This window comes from Burkholderia sp. lig30 (assembly GCF_000687455.2).
Lineage (GTDB): Bacteria > Pseudomonadota > Gammaproteobacteria > Burkholderiales > Burkholderiaceae > Burkholderia.
On sequence record NZ_JGVW01000096.1, the window covers coordinates 47,171 to 64,626 of the forward strand.

Below are 17,456 nucleotides of genomic sequence, written 5' to 3' on the forward strand. Positions count from 1 at the left end.
GATCGGTCGGTACGCGTGCGTCACGACGAGCAGCTCACTTCGAGCGAGCCGGCCCAGTCGGGCGGCAGCGCCGCGTACGCTTCATTTTCCGGCTGGTCGTCGAACGGGCGGCGCAGCACGCGCGCGAGCCGCTCGACTTCGGAGAAATCCTTCTCCTTCGCACGCCGGATCGCGACTTCGGCGAGGTGATTGCGCAGCACGTACTTCGGGTTCACGCGGTTCATCGCGTCGGCGCGCGCCGCATCGTCGCGCGCTTCTTCAGACAGGCGCGCGCGGTAACGGTTCGCCCACTGGTCGAATGCGTCGCGGTCGATGAACAGGTCACGCGCTGGCGCGTCGCCGCTCGCGTCGTGCTTCGACAGGCGGGACAGATGGCGGAACGTCAGCGTGAAATCCGCGTGGCTCGCGTGCATCGTTTCGAGCAACTGGTTGGCAAGCGCCGCGTCGTCGTCGCGCTCCAGCTCGAGGCCGAGCTTCGCGCGCATCGCGCGCTCCAGCGCCGGGCCGAAACGTTCGGGGAAGCGCGCGAGCACGGCCTGCGCGTCGTCGACCGCGCGCTCGGCGCGCGCATCGTCGTCGACGATGCCGTGCTGCAGCCCGATCAGCGGCAGCAGCGCCTGCGCGAGGCAGTAGCAGTTCCAGTGCGCGATGCGCGGCTGCATCCGGTACGCGTAGCGGCCATGCGTGTCGGAGTGGTTGCAGATGTGGTTCGCATCGAACGCGTCGACGAAGCCGAACGGGCCGTAGTCGATCGTGACGCCGAGGATCGACATGTTGTCGGTGTTCATCACGCCGTGGCAGAAGCCGACGGCCTGCCATTGCGCGACGAGGTCCGCGGTGCGCAGCGTCGCCGCTTCGAGCAGCGCGAGATACGGATCGTCCGCGTCGCGGCATGCCGGATAGAAGCGGTCGATCACGTGATCGGCGAGCGCGCGCAGCAGGTCGGGCCGGTTGTTCGAAAAGAAATGCTCGAAGTGGCCGAAGCGCACGAAGCTCTCGGCGACGCGCGTGACGACGGCCGAGGTCTCGATTTCCTCGCGGATCACCGGCTGGTCGGAGCCGATCACGGTCAGCGCGCGCGTGGTCGGAATGCCGAGATGATGCATCGCCTCAGAGCACAGGAATTCGCGGATCGACGAGCGCAGCACCGCGCGGCCGTCGCCCATGCGCGAATACGGCGTGCGGCCGCTGCCCTTGAGCTGCAGTTCGTAGCGGCGGCCGCCGTGCTCGAGCTCGCCGATGTTCAGCGCGCGGCCGTCGCCGAGCTGGCCGGCCCAGACGCCGAACTGGTGGCCCGAATAGACGGATGCGTACGGCATCGCGCCCGCCGGCCAGTCGCGCGTCAGGTTGCCGCTGAACAGCTCGGCGAAGCCGGGCTGCGCGACGAGCGATGGCGGCAGCCCGACGAGCCGCGCGACTTCGTCGGAGAACCCGACCACGTAGGGCTCGGGCAGCGGCGCCGCCGGCAGACGGGTCAGGAACGCGTCTCCGAGCTGCAGGAACGCACCGTCGTCGGGCGCGCCGAGCGTGCGGGCAAGGTCGGGGAGAGTGTCAGCCTGAGCGGCTGCGCTTCGGGAAAACGACATGTTGAGCGCCTCTTGGTTAGCCGATATTGTAAGGCGGCGCCGCGCCGGCCGCAGGGCCGCCCGCGCGCGCGACGCCCCGGGGGCGCGGCCCCTGCAGCACATCGATGAGCACGTCCTTCACGGAGAACAACACGATGGGTAAGCCGTTGCTGGGCCAGATGATGGAATGGCCGCTGCTGGTGTCGTCGCTGATCACGCATGCCGCGCGGCATGCGGGCGACGTGGAGATCGTGTCGAAGCGGGTCGAGGGCGATCTGCATCGCTACACGTACCGCGATTGCGAGCGCCGTTCGAAGCAGCTCGCGCAGGCGCTCGGCGGCCTCGGCGTCGCGCGGGGCGAGCGCGTCGGCACGCTGGCCTGGAACGGCTACCGTCATCTCGAAGCGTATTACGGCATCAGCGGGATGGGCGCCGTCTGCCACACGATCAATCCGCGCCTCTTTCCCGAACAGATCGCCTACATCGTCAATCACGCGGACGACCGGTACGTGTTCTTCGACATCACGTTCGCGCCGCTGGTCGACACGATCGCGCCGCGGTGCCCGAACGTGAAGGGCTGGATCGCGATGACCGACGCCGCACACCTGCCGTCGGGCGCGACGCCGTATCTCTGCTACGAGACGCTCGTCGAGTCCGGGGACGGACACTACGACTGGCCCCGCCTCGACGAGCAGCAGGCGTGCGGGCTGTGCTACACGTCGGGGACGACCGGCCATCCGAAGGGCGTGCTGTATTCGCACCGTTCGACCGTGCTGCACGCGTACGGCGCGGCGTTGCCCGACGCGATGAACCTGTCGGCGATGGACGTGGTGCTGCCCGTCGTGCCGATGTTCCATGTGAACGCGTGGGGACTGCCGTACGCGGTGCCGCTGACCGGCGGCAAGCTCGTGCTGCCCGGCAAGGATCTCGACGGCAAGTCGCTCTACGAACTGATGGAGGCGGAGCGCGTCACGTTCTCGGCCGGCGTGCCGACCGTCTGGCTCGGGCTGCTCAACTACATGCGCGACGCGGGCGTGCGCTTCTCGACGCTCGACCGCACGGTGATCGGGGGCTCCGCCTGCCCGCCCGCGATGCTGCGCACGTTCGAGGAGGACTACGACGTGCGCGTGATCCATGCGTGGGGCATGACCGAACTGTCGCCGCTCGGCACGCTCGCGAAGCTCAACCGCGCGCAGTCGCAGCGCCCGCTCGACGAGCAGCGGCGCCTGCTGCAGAAACAGGGGCGGGTGATCTGCGGCGTCGACATGCGGATCGTCGGCGAGGACGGCCGCGAGCTGCCGTGGGACGGCGTCGCGTTCGGCGAGCTGCAGGTGCGCGGGCCGTGGGTGATCGACCGCTACTTCGAGAGCGACACGTCGCCGCTCGTCGACGGCTGGTTCCCGACCGGCGACGTCGCGACGATCGATCCGGACGGCTTCCTGAACATCACCGACCGCAGCAAGGACGTGATCAAGTCCGGCGGCGAGTGGATCAGCTCGATCGACATCGAGAACGTCGCGATCGCGCATCCGGCCGTCGCCGAAGCCGCATGCATCGCGTGCACGCATCCGAAGTGGACCGAGCGTCCGTTGCTCGTCGTGGTCAGGCGGGCGGGCGCCGACGTGAGCCGCGATGCGCTGCTTGGCTTCTACGAGGGCAAGGTCGCGAAATGGTGGATCCCCGACGACGTCGTGTTCGTCGACGCGCTGCCGCATACCGCGACCGGCAAGCTGCAGAAGCTGAAGCTGCGCGACATGTTCCGCGATTACGTGTTGCCGACGGCGGCCGCGCAGGCGTAGGCCGGCGCACCATACCCCGATCCGACCCTGAGAGTCGGGGTTTTTTCAAATTGAACGATCGTTCTTTTTCGTTGTATCCTGCCTGCGTTCGTTTGGACAAGCGGCCGTTCGACCGCGCACAATGAAGCGCAGCCATCCTGGCGCGCGCGACGCATGGAGGCAGGCAGATGGCAGTGGATTACACGACTCGCGACGGCGTTGCCGTCATCACGCTCAACAATCCGCCCGTCAACGGGCTTGGCCTGTCCACCCGGGCCGGCATCATGGAAGGGCTCGACCGCGCCGCGCAGGACCCGTCGGTGACGGCGATCGTGCTGACGGGCGCGGGGCGCGCGTTCTCGGGCGGCGCGGACATCACCGAATTCAACACGCCGAAGGCCGTGCAGGAGCCGACGCTGCACACCGTGATCCGCGCGGTGGAGGCGAGCGGCAAGCCGGTCGTCGCGGCGATCCACAGCGTCGCGATGGGCGGCGGGCTCGAACTGGCGCTCGGCGCGCATTACCGCATCGCCGCGCCCGGCGCGCAGATCGCGCTGCCGGAAGTGAAGCTCGGCCTGCTGCCGGGCGCGGGCGGCACGCAGCGGCTGCCGCGCGCGGTCGGGCTCGAGACCGCGCTCAACATGATCGTGTCGGGCGCGCCGGTGCCGTCCGAGCAGCTCGCGGCGAGCGGCCTGTTCGACGCGATGGCGGACGGCGACCTGCTCGACGCGGCGCTCGCATTCGCCCGCAAGGCCGGCGCGCAAGCCGGCCCGCATCCGCGCGTGCGCGACCGCGAGATCGTCCACGACAACGCCGCCGGCTTCATCCAGTTCGCGCGCAATTCGGTGAAGGCCGCCGCGCCGCATTTCCCCGCGCCGCACAAGTGCATCGACGCGATCGAGGCCGGCGTGCTGCACGGCTTCGACAAGGGCAGCGCCGCTGAACGCGAGGGCTTCGTCGCGCTCGTGCAGACACCTGAAAGCCGCGCGCTGCGCCATGCGTTCTTCGGCGAGCGCGCGGCGAGCAAGATCGCCGACGTGCCGGCCGACACGCCGGTGCGCGAGATCCGTCGGGTCGCGGTGATCGGCGCGGGCACGATGGGCGGCGGCATCGCGATGAACTTCGTCAACGCGGGCGTGCCGGTCACGCTGCTCGAGACCAGGCAGGACGCACTCGACCGCGGCCTCGCGACGATCCGCAAGAACTACGACGCGCAGGTGAAGAAGGCCAAGCTCACGCAGGAGAAGCTCGACGCGCGCATCGCGCTGATCCGGCCGACGCTGTCCTGGGACGACCTGGGCGACGCGGACCTGATCGTCGAGGCGGTGTTCGAGGAGCTGGGCGTGAAGGAGCAGGTGTTCCGGCATCTGGACGAAGTCGCGAAGCCGGGCGCGATCCTCGCGTCGAACACGTCGACGCTCGACGTGAACCGGATCGCGGCGTTCACGAAGCGGCCGCAGGACGTCGTCGGCATGCACTTCTTCAGCCCGGCGAACGTGATGAAGCTGCTGGAGGTGGTGCGCGGCGACGCGACCGCGAAGGACGTGCTCGCGACGGTGATGGCGACCGCGAAGAAGATCCGCAAGACGGCGGTGGCGTCGGGCGTGTGCGACGGCTTCATCGGCAACCGGATGATCGAGCAGTACATCCGCCAGGCGTTCTTCATGCTCGAGGAGGGTGCGTTGCCGGCACAGGTCGACCGCGCGATCGAGAAGTTCGGCTTCGCGATGGGCCCGTTCCGGATGAGCGACCTCGCGGGCAACGACATCGGCTGGGCGATCCGCAAGCGACGCTACGTCGAGCAGCCGGACCTGCATTACTCGAAGATTGCCGACCGGCTGTGCGAAGCGGGTCGCTTCGGCCAGAAGACCGGCGCGGGCTGGTACGACTACCAGCCGGGCGAGCGCAGCGCGAAGCCGTCGGCGCTCGTCGACGAGATGGTCGTCGCGTATTCGAAGGAGATCGGCGTCGAGCGGCGCACGGTCGGCGACGACGAGATCGTCGAGCGGCTCGTGTTCGCGCTCGTCAACGAAGGCGCGAAGATCCTCGAGGAAAGGATCGCGTCGAAAGCTTCCGACATCGACATGGTGTACCTGACCGGCTACGGCTTCCCGCTGTGGCGCGGCGGGCCGATGCTGTACGCCGATACGGTCGGCCTCTACAACGTCGAGCGCGCGATTCGCCGCTTCGCGGCCGGCGTGAACGGCGACGCGTGGCGCATCGCGCCGTCGATCGCCGAACTGGCGAAGGCCGGGCGCGGATTCAACGGATGAGGGCGCTGCCGCGCGGCGGCATGAACGCTTTGCATGGGACCAGTGTGCGAAGCATGGGACTGGAGTAAGCGCTGAAGCGCTTGCTCCGGTCGACAGGAGAGGCGATGAAACGCACCGACGACATTTTGCTCGTGATCGATGTCCAGAACGACTTCATGCCCGGCGGCGCGCTCGCGGTGCCGGACGGTGACGCGGTCGTGCCGGTCATCAACGCGCTCGCCGCGCGTTTCGATCAGGTGGTGCTGACCCAGGACTGGCATCCGCGCGACCACGTGTCGTTCGCGGCGAACCATCCGGGGCATGCGCCGTTCTCGACGCTCGCGCTGCCGTACGGCGAGCAGGTGCTGTGGCCCGTGCATTGCGTGCAGGGCACCGAAGGCGCGGCGCTGCACCGCGACCTCGACATCCCGCACGCGCGCGTCGTGATCCGCAAGGGCCACGATGCGCAGGTCGACAGCTACTCGGCGTTCGTCGAGGCCGACCGCAAGACGCCGACCGGGCTCGCCGGCTACCTGCGCGAACTCGGCGCGAAGCGCGTGTGGTGTTGCGGGCTCGCGACCGATTACTGCGTCGCGTGGTCGGCGCTCGATGCGCGCGCGGCGGGCTTCGATGCCGCGGTGATCGACGATGCGTGCCGCGCGATCGACCTGAACGGGTCGCTCGCGAATGCATGGCAACAGATGCAGGCGGCGGGCGTGACGCGCGTCACGTCCGGCGGCGCGCGCCCGAACGCGTAGCGCGCGCATTCACACAATTCAGAACGCTTTGCATGGGACAGGAGACTCGCATGACCGAAGCCGTAATCGTATCGACCGCGCGCACGCCGCTGGCGAAATCGTGGCGTGGCGCCTTCAACATGACGCACGGCGCGACGCTCGGCGGCCACGCAGTCGCGGCCGCGCTCGAACGCGCGAAGCTGGACCCGGCGCGCGTCGAGGACGTGCTGATGGGCTGCGCGAACCCGGAAGGCGCGACGGGCGGCAACATCGCGCGGCAGATCGCGCTGCGCGCGGGGCTGCCCGTCAGCGTGCCGGGCATGACCGTCAATCGCTTCTGCTCGTCGGGCCTGCAGACGATCGCGCTCGCCGCGCAGCGCATCATCGCCGGCGAAGGCGACGTGTATGTCGCGGGCGGCGTCGAATCGATCTCGTGCGTGCAGAACGAGATGAACCGGCACATGGCCTATGAAGGCTGGCTGCTCGAACATAAGCCGGAAATCTACTGGAACATGCTGCAGACCGCGGAAAACGTCGCGAAGCGCTACGGGATCGCGAAGGAGCGGCAGGACGCATACGGGGTGCAGTCGCAATTGAGGGCCGCTGCCGCGCAGGTGGCGGGATTGTTCGACGACGAGATCGCGCCGATCACCGTGCGCGCCGGCATCGCCGACAAGGCGACCGGGCGGCTCTACACGAAGGAGGTGACGGTGTCGGCCGACGAAGGCATCCGGGCCGACACGACCCTCGACGGCGTGTCGAAGATCCGCTCGGCGCTGCCGGGCGGCGTGATCACCGCCGGCAACGCGAGCCAGTTCTCCGACGGCGCGGCCGCGTGCGTCGTGATGCGCGCGGACCTCGCGCAAAAGGAAGGGCTGCAGCCGCTCGGCGTGTTCCGGGGTTTCGCGGTCGCGGGCTGCGAGCCGGACGAGATGGGGATCGGCCCGGTGTTCGCGGTGCCGAAACTGCTGAAGCAGGCCGGGCTGACAGTCGACGACATCGATCTGTGGGTGCTGAACGAGGCTTTCGCGGTGCAGGTGCTGTATTGCCGCGACACGCTCGGAATTCCTGACGATCGCCTGAACGTCAACGGCGGCGCGATCGCGGTCGGCCATCCGTACGGCGTGTCGGGCGCGCGCCTGACCGGCCATGCGCTGATCGAAGGCAAGCGGCGCGGTGCGAAGCACGTGGTCGTGACGATGTGCATCGGCGGCGGGCAGGGCGCGGCGGGGCTGTTCGAAATCGTCTGAGGTTTTCCGGCGGACGACGGGCGGCGCGCGGCCGCCCGTCGTGGCGCGGTTTCCCCTAACTTGTCAAACGAATCGCCGCACCTATACTTGGCTCTGACATTTGCCTTTCGGCAGCACGGGCCCGCACGCGGATCGCGTCGACGGGCGCGGGACGTTCGTCGACGCCGGCGTATCCAGCGGGTTGTCGCAGGGCGTCTTCCAGATTCGAACATGAAGTGAATTGACCGGGGGCCGGATTGAGCACGACTATTGCAGCCGGCGAGCCGCCGCGCGTGGTGAGCGCTGTCGCCAGCGTTTACGCGAAGTGCCTGCTGACGGGTTTCGCGCTGCTGCCCGCGTATCTCATCGCGTATCTGTGGTTCTTCGGCGATCCCCGCCTGACCTTCGAGCATCACGCGTTCCATGAAATCGCGATCGCCGCGGCGACGCTCGAGGGGGCGTTCGTCACGTACGTGACGTGGGTCTGTTACCGCTCGTCCGGCGAGCCGCTGCTGCGCTGGCTTACGCTCGGCTTTCTCGGCTTCGCGCTCGTCTACGCGCCGCACGGTGCGTTCACCGGGATGGCGCATCACAATATCTGGCTGTTCCTGCTGTACGGGCCGGCGTCGCGTCTCGTGATGTCGATCCTGCTGCTGGTCGGCCTGATGTCGTATTCGCGGCCGTCCGACCGCGCCGAGACGCGCACGCGCTGGCGCACGTGGCTGCCGTGGATCGCGTTTTTCGTCGCGATCGACGTCGCGGTCGCGTATCTCGCGTATTCGCCCGTCGCCGGCGCGCCGGCAACGCGCCTGTCGATGGAGGGCGGCGCGCTGGTGTTCTCGCTGCTCAACGTCGCCGTGCTGCTGGCGCGGCGGATCCGTTCGCCGCTGATGGTGATCTACGGGATGTCGATCATGGCGTTCGCGCTGTCGTCGCTCGCGTTCATCCTCGGCAAGCCGTGGAACCACATGTGGTGGCTCGCGCACGCGATCTTCGCGGGCGGATTCTTCCTGCTCAGCTACGGTGTCGTGCAGGCGCTGCAGACGACGCGCTCGTTCTCGGCGATCTACAGCCAGCAGGACCTGATGAGCCGCCTGTCCGAGTCGATGACGCGCACCGAGAGCGCGCTGCAGGAGCTGCGGCGCACCAACCAGAAGCTCGAGTATCTGGCCGCGACCGATCCGCTCACCGGCGCGTCGAACCGCCGCCAGTTCATCGCGCAGGTCGAGCGCGAGATCGTGCGCGCGGAACGCGACGGCACGCCGTTCTGCCTGCTCGCGCTCGACCTCGACAATTTCAAGAACATCAACGATGCGTACGGGCATCAGATCGGCGACGAAGTGCTGCGCGGCGTGGTGCGGCATTGCCTTGCGGCGATCCGGCCGCAAGGCGCGATGGCGCGGGTCGGCGGCGAGGAGTTCATGGCGCTGCTGCCCGAGATGCCGGTCGAAAGCGCGCGCATGACCGCCGAACGGGTGCGCTCGACCGTCGCGAGCGCGCCGTTCGGGCTCGACTTCAGGCGCGTGCAGGTGACGGTCAGCGTCGGCGTCGCGCAGTACGGGCTCGACGGCAGCACCGTCGATACGCTGCTGCAGGCCGCCGACGACCGCCTGTACCAGGCCAAGCGCGAAGGGCGCAACCGCGTCGTCGCGCATTGACGGGGCGCGATCCCGCGATCCCGCGATCCTGTTCGCGCTGGCCCGACAGCGCGCCCGAACCCGAATAGAATAGAGCGCTGGGCCGCGGCGCCATTGCGCTTGCCGCGGCTTTCGTCCAACCCAATCGAACAAGGTGAACACGTTGATTCGTCATATCGTGATGTGGAAGCTGAAGGAGTCGGCCGGCGGCGCGACGCGCGCGCAGAACGCGCTCAAGCTCAAGGAGATGCTCGACGCGTGCCGCGACATCGTGCCGGGCATTCTTCATCTCGAAGTGGGCCTCGCGACGCCGGGCCTCGAAGCCACCTACGACGTCGTGCTCGTGTCGGACTTCGCGGACAAGGCTGCGCTCGACGCCTACCAGGTGCATCCGCAGCACGAGCAGGTGAAGCAGTTCATCGGCGTCGTGCGCGAAGCGCGCGAGTGCGTCGATTACCTCGTCGACGAGGCGTGATGAGCGAGTCGTCTTCTTCGGCCGGCGGCCTGACGATCGAAAGCCCGTTCGTCGACATGCTCGGCGTGCAGCTCGTCCTCGCGAAGGACGGCAGCAGCGAAATCGTGCTCCCCCTCGACGAGCGGCACATGAACACGTGGAGCATCGCGCACGGCGGCGTGACGATGACGCTCGCCGACGTCGCGCTCGCGATGGCCGCGCGCAGCCTGACCGACGAAGGCGTCGGCGTCGTCACGGTCGAAATGAAGGTCAACTTCATGCAGCCCGGGCGCGGCGAATTGCGCGCGTACGGCCGCGTGATGCACCGCTCGACGACGATGGCGTACTGCGAAGGCGAAGTGCGCGACAGCGACGGCAACTTCGTCGCGAAGGCGCTCGGCACCTTCAAGTACATGAGGCGGCTCGCGGTGGGCCGCGACATCAAGCGGCAGCGCAGCCGCACGGCGCCGGACCTGCATCCCGGCCCGAGCGACACGTAGCCGGACGCAACGCAGCCCTGCCGGTGCGGCAGGGCTGTTTTTTTCAGGGGCGTTCGCGCGCCCTGGCGAGGGAGTCCAGCGATGAGCGTCGTCAATCGTCAGATCCTGCTCGTGTCCCGCCCTCAGGGCGCGGCGAGCGTCGACAACTTCAGGCTCGTCGAGACGCCGCTCGCGCCGCTCGCGAGCGGCGAGGTGCGGGTGCGCAATCATTTCCTGTCGCTCGATCCGTACATGCGCGGCCGCATGAGCGACGCGAAGTCGTATGCGGAACCGCAGCCGCTCGGCGAAGTGATGATCGGCGGCACGGCGGGCGAGGTGATCGAGTCGCGGCATCCGGGTTTCGCGGTCGGCGACACGGTGGTCGGCCGCTTCGGCTGGCAGGAGTACGGCACGTCGGACGGGCACGGGCTGCAGAAGGTCGACGTGTCGCGCGTGCCGCTGTCGGCGTGGCTGGGCGTGACGGGCATGCCCGGCGTCACCGCGTGGTACGGGCTGAACCGGATCATCGTGTCGAAGGCCGGCGAGACCGTCGTGGTCAGTGCGGCAAGCGGCGCGGTCGGCAGCGTCGTCGGCCAGCTCGCGAAGCGCGCCGGCTGCCGCGCGGTCGGCATCGCGGGCGGGCCGGACAAATGCCGCTACGTGGTCGAGACGCTCGGCTTCGACGCGTGCGTCGACTACAAGGCGGGCGCGCTCGCCGACGACCTCGCGGCCGCGACGCCGGACGGCGTCGACGGCTGCTTCGAGAACGTCGGCGGCGCGGTGCTCGATGCGACGATGGCGCGGATGAACGCGTTCGGCCGCATCGCGCTGTGCGGGATGATCGCCGCGTACGAGGGCGGGCCGGTGCCGATGGCGAATCCGGCGCTGATCCTGCGCTCGCGCCTGTCGATGCGGGGCTTCATCGTCTACGAGCATCCGGACGCATGGCCGCCGGCGATCGCCGAGCTGACGGGCCTCGTCGCGGCGAAGCAGCTGCACTATCGCGAGTCGATCGCGCACGGGCTCGAGCGCGCGCCCGAGGCGTTCATCGGGCTGCTCAAGGGACACAATTTCGGCAAGCAGCTCGTCCAGCTGGTTTGAGCCGGACGTGGCATCATTGGGCGCTTGTCGTCCGTCACGGGCGCCGTGCAGGCGCCCGTTCCTTCCCGATGCCGCTGAATCCCAAGATCGCCCAGGTGCTCGACATGGTCGAGCGCGCCAGACGCCCGTCCTACCATCACCAGACGCCGCCGGAGGCGCGCGCCGCCTATGAGCGCAGCGCGCCGATCCTCGATGTTGCGCCCGCGACGATGCACGCGGTCGAGGCCTGCGCCGTGCCGACGCGCGACGGCGGCTCGATCGGTGCGCGCCTGTATCAGCCGGTCGCGCCGAGCCGCGCCGAGCCGATGCCCGCGCTCGTCTATTACCACGGCGGCGGCTTCACGGTCGGCAGCATCGACACGCACGACGCGCTGTGCCGGATGTTCGCGCGCGACGCGCAGTGCGCGGTGCTGTCGGTCGACTACCGGCTCGCGCCCGAGCACAAGTTCCCGACCGCGGTGCACGATGCCGCCGACGCGCTGCGCTGGCTGCATCGCGAGTCGGCCGCATTCGGCATCGATCCGGCGCGGCTCGCGGTCGGCGGCGACAGCGCGGGCGGCACGCTCGCGACCGTGTGCGCGGTGCTTGCGCGCGACGCCGGCATCGCGCTTGCGCTGCAATTGCTGATCTACCCGGGCACGACCGGCCACCAGCAGACCGGCTCGCACGCGCGGCTCGCGAACGGCTATCTGCTGTCGCAGGACACGATCCAGTGGTTTTTCTCGCAGTACCTGCGCGATGCGTCCGATCGCGACGACTGGCGGTTCGCGCCGCTCGACGGGAGGCGCGGCGCGCCGTCGTTCGAGGGTGTCGCGCCCGCGTGGATCGCGACAGCCGAATACGATCCGCTCGGCGACGAAGGCGCCGCCTACGCGGACAAGCTGCGCGCGGCGGGCAATGCGGTCACGCTGACCTGTTATGCGGGCATGATCCACGAATTCTTCAAGATGGGCGGCTTCGTGCCGGACGTGCAGCGCGCGCATACGGACGCGGTTGCCGCGCTGAAGGCGGCGTTCGACAACGATTGACGCCGAGGCGGCGGCCCGACGGGATGGGGGAGCGAATGACGAATTGCGTGGTGGAGACCGGCGACTGGGCGACGCTCGGCGGCGATGCGGCGCGGATACGCGATGCCGTGTTCGTGCGCGAGCAACGCATTCCGCCGGAGCTCGAGCTGGACGACGACGATCCGCTCGCGCGGCATGCTGTCGCGTATCGGGTCGACGCGGCGACGGGCGCACGGGAGGCGGTCGCAACCGGGCGGTTGCTGCCGGCCGGCACGATCGGCCGGATGGCGGTGCTGGCCGGCGCGCGCGGGCAGGGCATCGGATCGCAGGTGCTGCTCGCGCTGCTGGCCGAGGCGCGGCGGCGCGGCGACCCGAGCATCACGCTGTACGCGCTGGCGCCCGCCGTGCCGTTCTACGCACGGCACGGCTTCGCGGCGGTCGGCGAGCCATTCGTCGCGGCCGGCGTGGCGCACGTCGAGATGACGCGCGCGCTGTAACGGGCGCCGCTCAGCGCGGCTGCGTCGCGTCGATGTCGAACGCGAACGCGCGCTCGAATGCGCCGGGGCGCACGATGCGGTGCGAGCCGTCGTCGTCGCAGCGCTCCTTGATCTCGACCGTCAGCCGCACGCCTTCCTTCATCGTGACCCGCATCGCGGTGGTGCCGCGCGAGCCGTATTCCGGCGTTTCGATGAAGGCCGCCGACAGCGCGCGCTCGCGTTCGAGCGGGATGCCGGTGTGCGGCAGCGCGTCGTCGCCGGCGACGCGCGCGTCGCGCATCAGCGCGATCAGGTCGTCGAGCGGCGGGGCGGCATCGCCGGTGAGCAGCGTGCCGAGCTCGCTGCGCTTGCGCACGACTTTCGGCCAGGGCGTGTCGAGGCGGGCGTTGGACAGCCCGTGCACGCCCGGATAGACCCGCTCGGGCGCGGCGGCACCGCTCGCGCCTTCGGCGACGCGGTTGCAGAACCACGCGAGCTCACGGCGCTTCCAGTCGCCGACGATCAGGTTGAAGCCGTTGTACATCGCCGCATTCGCGGACAGCCGCTCGAGGTACGCGAGCGGTGCGACCGGCTCGCCGCTCAGGAAGTCCGACACGAGCCGGCCGCGGGTCGGCGCGCCCGCGCGGATGTCGAACGGCGCGCGGAAGTTGGTGAGCGCCGCGAAGCGCCCGTCGCGCGACACGCCGAGCCAGGTGCCGCCGCCTTCGAGGTCGCGGCCGGCGAGGACGCCGGGCGCATCCTCCCACCACGACAGCGGTGCGCTCGTGCGGCGGAAGAACTCGTCGCGGTTGGCGGTCAGGGTGAAGACGGGGCCGGCGGCGGCTTCAGGCTGCCAGTCGAAGACAATCAGGCACATCGGGCGAGTCCCTCGCTGGGATCATGGGGCGCCGGCCACCTTCGGCGGGGCCGGCGCGCAATCGGGCAGGCCGCGCGTCAGCCCTCGGCGGGCAACGCGTAAGGGAGCGGCACGAACGCGAGCGCGGGGCCGTCTGCCGCGCCGAGATGCACGCCGCCGCTTTCGAGCGCGGCGAGCTTGATCTCGACGAGCACATCGACGCCGCCGGCGGGCGCGGCCGCCGCGTTGACGATCATCCCGCACGGCTGGCCCGGGTCGTCGCTGTGGAACACCTCGATGCCGGCACGCACGGTGTCGGTGTCGCCCGCGACGTGCGCGAGCGCGGTGCGGCGCTTGATCGTGCCGCGATACTGGCTGCGCGCGACGATTTCCTGCCCCGGATAGCAGCCCTTGCGGAAGTTCACCGCGCCGATCACGTCGAAATTCACCATTTGCGGCACGAACTGCTCGACGGCGGGCTGCGTGACGCGCGGCTCGCCCGCGCGGACGTCGAGCCAGTCCCACACCGCGGGCGACACGGCGGGCAGCTTGCCGTCGAGCGCCGCCAGACGGGTCTCAACTTCCGCGCGCGGGCCGATCCACAGGTAGCGCAGCCGGCCGGCCGCGTCCGGCAGCCGGATCAGCGCGCCGGCGGGGCCGTCGACTTTCACGTGCACGCCGTCCGGCAGCGCGTCGAAGATGCCCGACAGCACGCCGCGCACGTCGCCCGCGAAGCCCACCACGGCGAGCGTGTCGCTCGCGTCGGACAGCTTCGCCTTGGCGCGCAGCACGAACATCGACAGGCGTTTCTGCACCGCCGCCTGGATGTCCTTCGACACCAGCAGCCGCACATCGTGGCCGGCCCGCCACGCGAGGAACGACGCGAGCAGGCGGCCTTTCGGCGAGCAGTAGCCGGCCAGGCGCGCGCTCGCGGCGTCGAGATGCTCGACGTCGTTGGTCAGCTGGGTGTGGAGGAACGTCGCGGCATCCGCGCCGGCGACGTCGATCACGCCGAACTGCGTGAGCGGCATGTACGCGCCCGGCGCGTCGAAATCGGCGGCGGACGGACGGGGGAATACGGGAAGCGGGGCGGGTGCGGCGGCCTGGGCGGCCGCTGAGGCGATCGGTGTGGTCATGGAACGAGGGAACAGTCAATCCTGACTTTGGCGTAGGCGAGCAAGTATTATATGGGCTTCAACCAAGTCTCGTTTCGCAAGTCCCTACTGAAAGAAAGCCTCTGCCAAGGCTTATGCAGCAAGGGTTGCGGGCGAGGGCTCATTTGAGTGTGCCCAAATCGTGACCACTTTTGCATGCTCCGCGAGGTGGTCAGGGGCAAGGTGAGCATACCGCAAGACGTGCTCGTGCTTGGTCCATCCCCCCAATTCCATCAGGCGGTTCAACGGCGTCCCCGCCTGGACGTGCCAGCTCGCCCAAGTGTGGCGCACGTCGTGGAACCGGAAGTTGTCGATTCTGGCCCGCGCGCATTGGCGATCCCACTGCGCGCTGCACCATCCCTCGATCGGCTTGCCGTTCCTCAGAAAGACGTGAGTCTGGTGCTTGCCGATCCAGCGGCGGATCGTCGCCACGGCGTCGTCGTTCAGCGGGACGCCGATCGGCTTGCGGGCCTTCGCCTGATCTGGATAGATCCACGCCCGGCGGTTCACCAGATCGACCTGCGACCATTCGAGATTCAGCAGATTCGCCCGGCGCAGACCGGTTGCGAAGCCAAGAATCGCCACGTCCCGAAGCCAGTCTGTGCGGATGGCCGACATCGTCGGCGACGTCGCGAGGCGCAACAAGTGGTCAGCCGCATGCGATGTCGATGTCGTCGTGCCACGGATCGACCAGTTCGGCGAAAGCGATCTGCATTTCATTACGCGGATCGCGCGTCAGTACGGCGCAACCGCGACCGCCAAGGCCGGCAAGCTGATCGTGCTGCCTCGCGGGGGCGGCAAGAGCGCGAGCGGCAAGCCGCTGCCCGTCGTGACGCTCACGCCCGAGCAGCTGATTGATTACGACATCACGTTTCCCGATCGGGCCAGCTTCGCGGCGGTACGGACGAAGGTCCATGACCGCAAGACGGGCAAGAAGATCGACCTGACGATCCCGAACCCGGATGCACAGCCCGGCGCGGCGGCCGTGCATACCGAGCGGCATGCGTTTGCCAGTTCGCAGGCGGCCAAGTCCGCGGCCACGTCGCGGCTCGCGACGCTCAACCGGCACACGTCGGTGAGCAGCTTCACGTTGCGCGGCCGTGCCGATCTGGCGGCGGAAAAGACGATCGGACTGAAGGGGGGCAAGGAGGGTGTCGACGGCGAGTTTCTGGTCGAGTCGGTCGAACACACGTTCTCGTCGCGCGGCTGGCTCACGACCGTCACGCTGAACGGCGGCAACAAGGGGAAAGCAAAGGTCGGCCACGGCAAGAAGCCGACGAAGAAGATCAATCTGGTTGTGCCGGCACCGCAGAAGTAACGCGACGGTGTCGGATCTGGCAAGCCGCCTCGAGGCAACTCGGGCGGCTTTTTCTTTTTTACGGGTGAAGAGGTGGGAATGCAAGACCACGAAAAGACGATTCTGGAGCTGGTCGTCATGGGCGGGCTCATCGGTGTCGCAAAGGTGCTGGTCGGTAGCGAGCAGCTGACGTACCGGCTGGTGGCCGGCCGGGCGATGCTCGGCTCGGCGACGTCGATGGTGGCCGGCATTGCGCTGCTGCAGATTCCGGATTTGCCGCCGATCGCGCTGCTCGGGATGGGGAGCGCGCTCGGCATCATCGGCTCGCAGTATCTGGAGGTGCTGCTGCGGCGTAACGCGAAGCGCCTGTTCGGGGAGAAGTGACGATGGCACGCATCAGCATGGCCGCCGCCGGTGGCAAAAACCGTGTCGCGTTCCTCGACATGATCGCTGTGAGCGAGATCGGTCCCGCGTTGCTCGCGAAGTCGGACGGCGGCTACAACGTGCTGGTCGGATCGACGCCTGCACGACCGTTGCTGTTTGCGAGCTACGCGGCGCATCCGAACGTGCTTAACCGGCAAATTCCGGTGCCGTCGACGGCGGCCGGCCGCTATCAGGCGCTGAATCGCTGGTGGCGTATCTATCAGGCGCAGATGAAGCTGCCGGAATTCGGGCCGGTTTCGCAGGACCGGTACGCGCTGCAGCAGCTGCGCGAGCACGGTGCGCTTCCGCTGATTGACGCGGGCCGATTCGGCGAGGCGGTCGCGAAGGTGTCGAACGTCTGGGCGAGCCTGCCCGGTGCCGGGTATGGCCAGCACGAAAACCGGATCGAGCAACTGCTGGCCGCGTACCGAGCGGCCGGCGGGGAGGTGACGGCATGACCTGGTTCGATCCGCGTATCTGGCTGGTCGTCGTGGCCGGCCTCGTGGCCGGCTCGGCCGGCGGGTATTTCAAGGGACACCGGGACGCCGATCAGCCGGCCAAGGTCGAGGATCAGGCGAGGCAGATCAAGGATCTGACCGCCGAGCGTGACGTATTCCGCCGCCGCACGGCGGCTCAACAGGAGATCGCAACCGATGCTGCGAAAGAACGTGACCAGGCGCGCGCTGATGCCGTTGCCGCTGCTTCTGCTGCTGACGGCCTGCGCCGGCAGGTCGCCATCCTCGTCGACGGCGTACGACATTCCGCCGCTGCGGCCGGAGGCTCGCCAGCCGGCGACGCCCTCGATCTGCTTGCCGACGTGCTCGGCCGGGCCGATGCGCGAGCGGGAGAGCTGGCAGCAATCGCTGACGAACGCGGCATCGCCGGCCAGCAGTGCGAGCGCAGCTACGACGCGTTGACGGGCGACACGCCATTCAATCCGCAGCGATAACGCGGCAATCGAGGCCGGGCGGCCTCGAAAGAAACAGGGCGACCGGGGGAATGTTCGCGCAT

At 68.9% G+C, this 17,456-nt stretch carries 16 protein-coding genes and 2 pseudogenes; 14 read left to right on the forward strand and 4 right to left on the reverse strand.

Annotation, left to right across the window (positions count from 1 at the left end):
* Positions 1-20: 20 nt before the first annotated feature.
* Positions 21-1,586 carry a protein adenylyltransferase SelO gene (locus LIG30_RS19580; protein ID WP_038714665.1) on the reverse strand — a complete coding sequence of 522 codons (1,566 nt, stop codon included), beginning with the start codon at positions 1,584-1,586 and terminating at the stop codon, positions 21-23.
* Between the two features lie 134 nt (positions 1,587-1,720).
* Between LIG30_RS19580 and LIG30_RS19585 the strand changes: the two genes are divergently transcribed.
* The 10 genes from LIG30_RS19585 to LIG30_RS19630 all read left to right on the forward strand — a co-directional run bounded on the left by LIG30_RS19585 (position 1,721) and on the right by LIG30_RS19630 (position 12,736).
* Positions 1,721-3,364, forward strand: coding sequence for a 3-(methylthio)propionyl-CoA ligase (locus tag LIG30_RS19585; protein ID WP_038714668.1), 1,644 nt, complete (start codon positions 1,721-1,723; stop codon positions 3,362-3,364).
* A gap of 167 nt (positions 3,365-3,531) precedes the next feature.
* Entirely contained in the window at positions 3,532-5,616 is a 2,085-nt protein-coding gene (locus LIG30_RS19590; protein ID WP_038714669.1) for a 3-hydroxyacyl-CoA dehydrogenase NAD-binding domain-containing protein, read from the forward strand.
* A gap of 104 nt (positions 5,617-5,720) precedes the next feature.
* Positions 5,721-6,353: a bifunctional nicotinamidase/pyrazinamidase gene (gene pncA / locus LIG30_RS19595; RefSeq protein ID WP_038714670.1), complete on the forward strand. Its 633-nt coding sequence runs from the start codon at positions 5,721-5,723 to the stop codon at positions 6,351-6,353.
* A 50-nt stretch (positions 6,354-6,403) separates the two neighbouring features.
* The gene (locus LIG30_RS19600; protein ID WP_038714671.1) at positions 6,404-7,582 is read left to right on the forward strand and encodes an acetyl-CoA C-acyltransferase; all 1,179 of its coding nucleotides are present in this window, start codon (positions 6,404-6,406) and stop codon (positions 7,580-7,582) included.
* Between the two features lie 236 nt (positions 7,583-7,818).
* Positions 7,819-9,219, forward strand: a complete 1,401-nt coding sequence (locus LIG30_RS19605; RefSeq protein ID WP_038714672.1) for a GGDEF domain-containing protein — start codon at positions 7,819-7,821, stop codon at positions 9,217-9,219.
* A 142-nt stretch (positions 9,220-9,361) separates the two neighbouring features.
* A complete protein-coding gene (locus LIG30_RS19610) occupies positions 9,362-9,673 on the forward strand; it encodes a Dabb family protein (RefSeq protein ID WP_038714782.1) in 312 nt (103 codons plus the stop codon).
* On the forward strand, positions 9,673-10,152 hold the full coding sequence (locus LIG30_RS19615; protein ID WP_038714673.1) for a PaaI family thioesterase: 480 nt from the start codon (positions 9,673-9,675) through the stop codon (positions 10,150-10,152). Before LIG30_RS19610 ends, LIG30_RS19615 begins: the two co-directional genes overlap by 1 nt.
* Positions 10,153-10,233: 81 nt before the next feature.
* Positions 10,234-11,232, forward strand: a complete 999-nt coding sequence (locus LIG30_RS19620; protein WP_038714675.1) for an NADP-dependent oxidoreductase — start codon at positions 10,234-10,236, stop codon at positions 11,230-11,232.
* Between the two features lie 68 nt (positions 11,233-11,300).
* Positions 11,301-12,260, forward strand: a complete 960-nt coding sequence (locus LIG30_RS19625; RefSeq protein ID WP_038714678.1) for an alpha/beta hydrolase — start codon at positions 11,301-11,303, stop codon at positions 12,258-12,260.
* A gap of 35 nt (positions 12,261-12,295) precedes the next feature.
* On the forward strand, positions 12,296-12,736 hold the full coding sequence (locus tag LIG30_RS19630) for a GNAT family N-acetyltransferase (protein WP_038714784.1): 441 nt from the start codon (positions 12,296-12,298) through the stop codon (positions 12,734-12,736).
* 10 nt (positions 12,737-12,746) lie between these two features.
* Here LIG30_RS19630 and LIG30_RS19635 read toward each other — a convergent pair whose 3' ends face one another.
* The 3 genes and pseudogenes from LIG30_RS19635 to LIG30_RS19645 form a co-directional block, all read right to left on the reverse strand.
* Positions 12,747-13,592 (reverse strand): NRDE family protein, encoded by an 846-nt coding sequence (locus LIG30_RS19635; protein ID WP_038714680.1) that lies wholly within the window; start codon positions 13,590-13,592, stop codon positions 12,747-12,749.
* 77 nt (positions 13,593-13,669) lie between these two features.
* Complete coding sequence (gene ygfZ / locus LIG30_RS19640; protein WP_038714681.1) at positions 13,670-14,707, reverse strand: CAF17-like 4Fe-4S cluster assembly/insertion protein YgfZ; 1,038 nt, start codon at positions 14,705-14,707, stop codon at positions 13,670-13,672.
* A 111-nt stretch (positions 14,708-14,818) separates the two neighbouring features.
* Positions 14,819-15,343, reverse strand: a pseudogene (locus tag LIG30_RS19645) (site-specific integrase); the annotation flags it as partial.
* Between LIG30_RS19645 and LIG30_RS19650 the strand changes: the two are divergent.
* From LIG30_RS19650 to LIG30_RS19665, 4 genes and pseudogenes are all read left to right on the forward strand, one after another.
* Positions 15,336-16,043, forward strand: a pseudogene (locus LIG30_RS19650) (phage late control D family protein); the annotation flags it as partial. The pseudogenes LIG30_RS19645 and LIG30_RS19650 sit on opposite strands and share 8 nt — an antisense overlap.
* 78 nt (positions 16,044-16,121) lie before the next feature.
* On the forward strand, positions 16,122-16,406 hold the full coding sequence (locus LIG30_RS19655) for a phage holin family protein (RefSeq protein ID WP_038714682.1): 285 nt from the start codon (positions 16,122-16,124) through the stop codon (positions 16,404-16,406).
* A gap of 2 nt (positions 16,407-16,408) precedes the next feature.
* Positions 16,409-16,903 (forward strand): glycoside hydrolase family 24 protein, encoded by a 495-nt coding sequence (locus tag LIG30_RS19660; protein WP_038714684.1) that lies wholly within the window; start codon positions 16,409-16,411, stop codon positions 16,901-16,903.
* Entirely contained in the window at positions 16,900-17,394 is a 495-nt protein-coding gene (locus LIG30_RS19665) for a DUF2514 family protein (RefSeq protein ID WP_038714686.1), read from the forward strand. The genes LIG30_RS19660 and LIG30_RS19665 overlap by 4 nt, the downstream gene beginning before the upstream one ends.
* Positions 17,395-17,456 lie beyond the last annotated feature (62 nt).

Excerpts from the sequence above, each read along its gene's own strand:
- LIG30_RS19580 (WP_038714665.1), bottom strand. The coding sequence starts at position 1,586 with ATGTCGTTTTCCCGAAGCGCAGCCGCTCAGGCTGACACTCTCCCCGAC.
- LIG30_RS19625 (WP_038714678.1), top strand. The coding sequence starts at position 11,301 with ATGCCGCTGAATCCCAAGATCGCCCAGGTGCTCGACATGGTCGAGCGC.
- ygfZ (WP_038714681.1), bottom strand. The coding sequence starts at position 14,707 with ATGACCACACCGATCGCCTCAGCGGCCGCCCAGGCCGCCGCACCCGCC.
- LIG30_RS19655 (WP_038714682.1), top strand. The coding sequence starts at position 16,122 with ATGCAAGACCACGAAAAGACGATTCTGGAGCTGGTCGTCATGGGCGGG.
- LIG30_RS19665 (WP_038714686.1), top strand. The coding sequence starts at position 16,900 with ATGACCTGGTTCGATCCGCGTATCTGGCTGGTCGTCGTGGCCGGCCTC.
- LIG30_RS19620 (WP_038714675.1), top strand. The coding sequence starts at position 10,234 with ATGAGCGTCGTCAATCGTCAGATCCTGCTCGTGTCCCGCCCTCAGGGC.
- pncA (WP_038714670.1), top strand. The coding sequence starts at position 5,721 with ATGAAACGCACCGACGACATTTTGCTCGTGATCGATGTCCAGAACGAC.
- LIG30_RS19585 (WP_038714668.1), top strand. The coding sequence starts at position 1,721 with ATGGGTAAGCCGTTGCTGGGCCAGATGATGGAATGGCCGCTGCTGGTG.
- LIG30_RS19660 (WP_038714684.1), top strand. The coding sequence starts at position 16,409 with ATGGCACGCATCAGCATGGCCGCCGCCGGTGGCAAAAACCGTGTCGCG.
- LIG30_RS19635 (WP_038714680.1), bottom strand. The coding sequence starts at position 13,592 with ATGTGCCTGATTGTCTTCGACTGGCAGCCTGAAGCCGCCGCCGGCCCC.
- LIG30_RS19590 (WP_038714669.1), top strand. The coding sequence starts at position 3,532 with ATGGCAGTGGATTACACGACTCGCGACGGCGTTGCCGTCATCACGCTC.
- LIG30_RS19615 (WP_038714673.1), top strand. The coding sequence starts at position 9,673 with ATGAGCGAGTCGTCTTCTTCGGCCGGCGGCCTGACGATCGAAAGCCCG.
- LIG30_RS19600 (WP_038714671.1), top strand. The coding sequence starts at position 6,404 with ATGACCGAAGCCGTAATCGTATCGACCGCGCGCACGCCGCTGGCGAAA.
- LIG30_RS19630 (WP_038714784.1), top strand. The coding sequence starts at position 12,296 with ATGACGAATTGCGTGGTGGAGACCGGCGACTGGGCGACGCTCGGCGGC.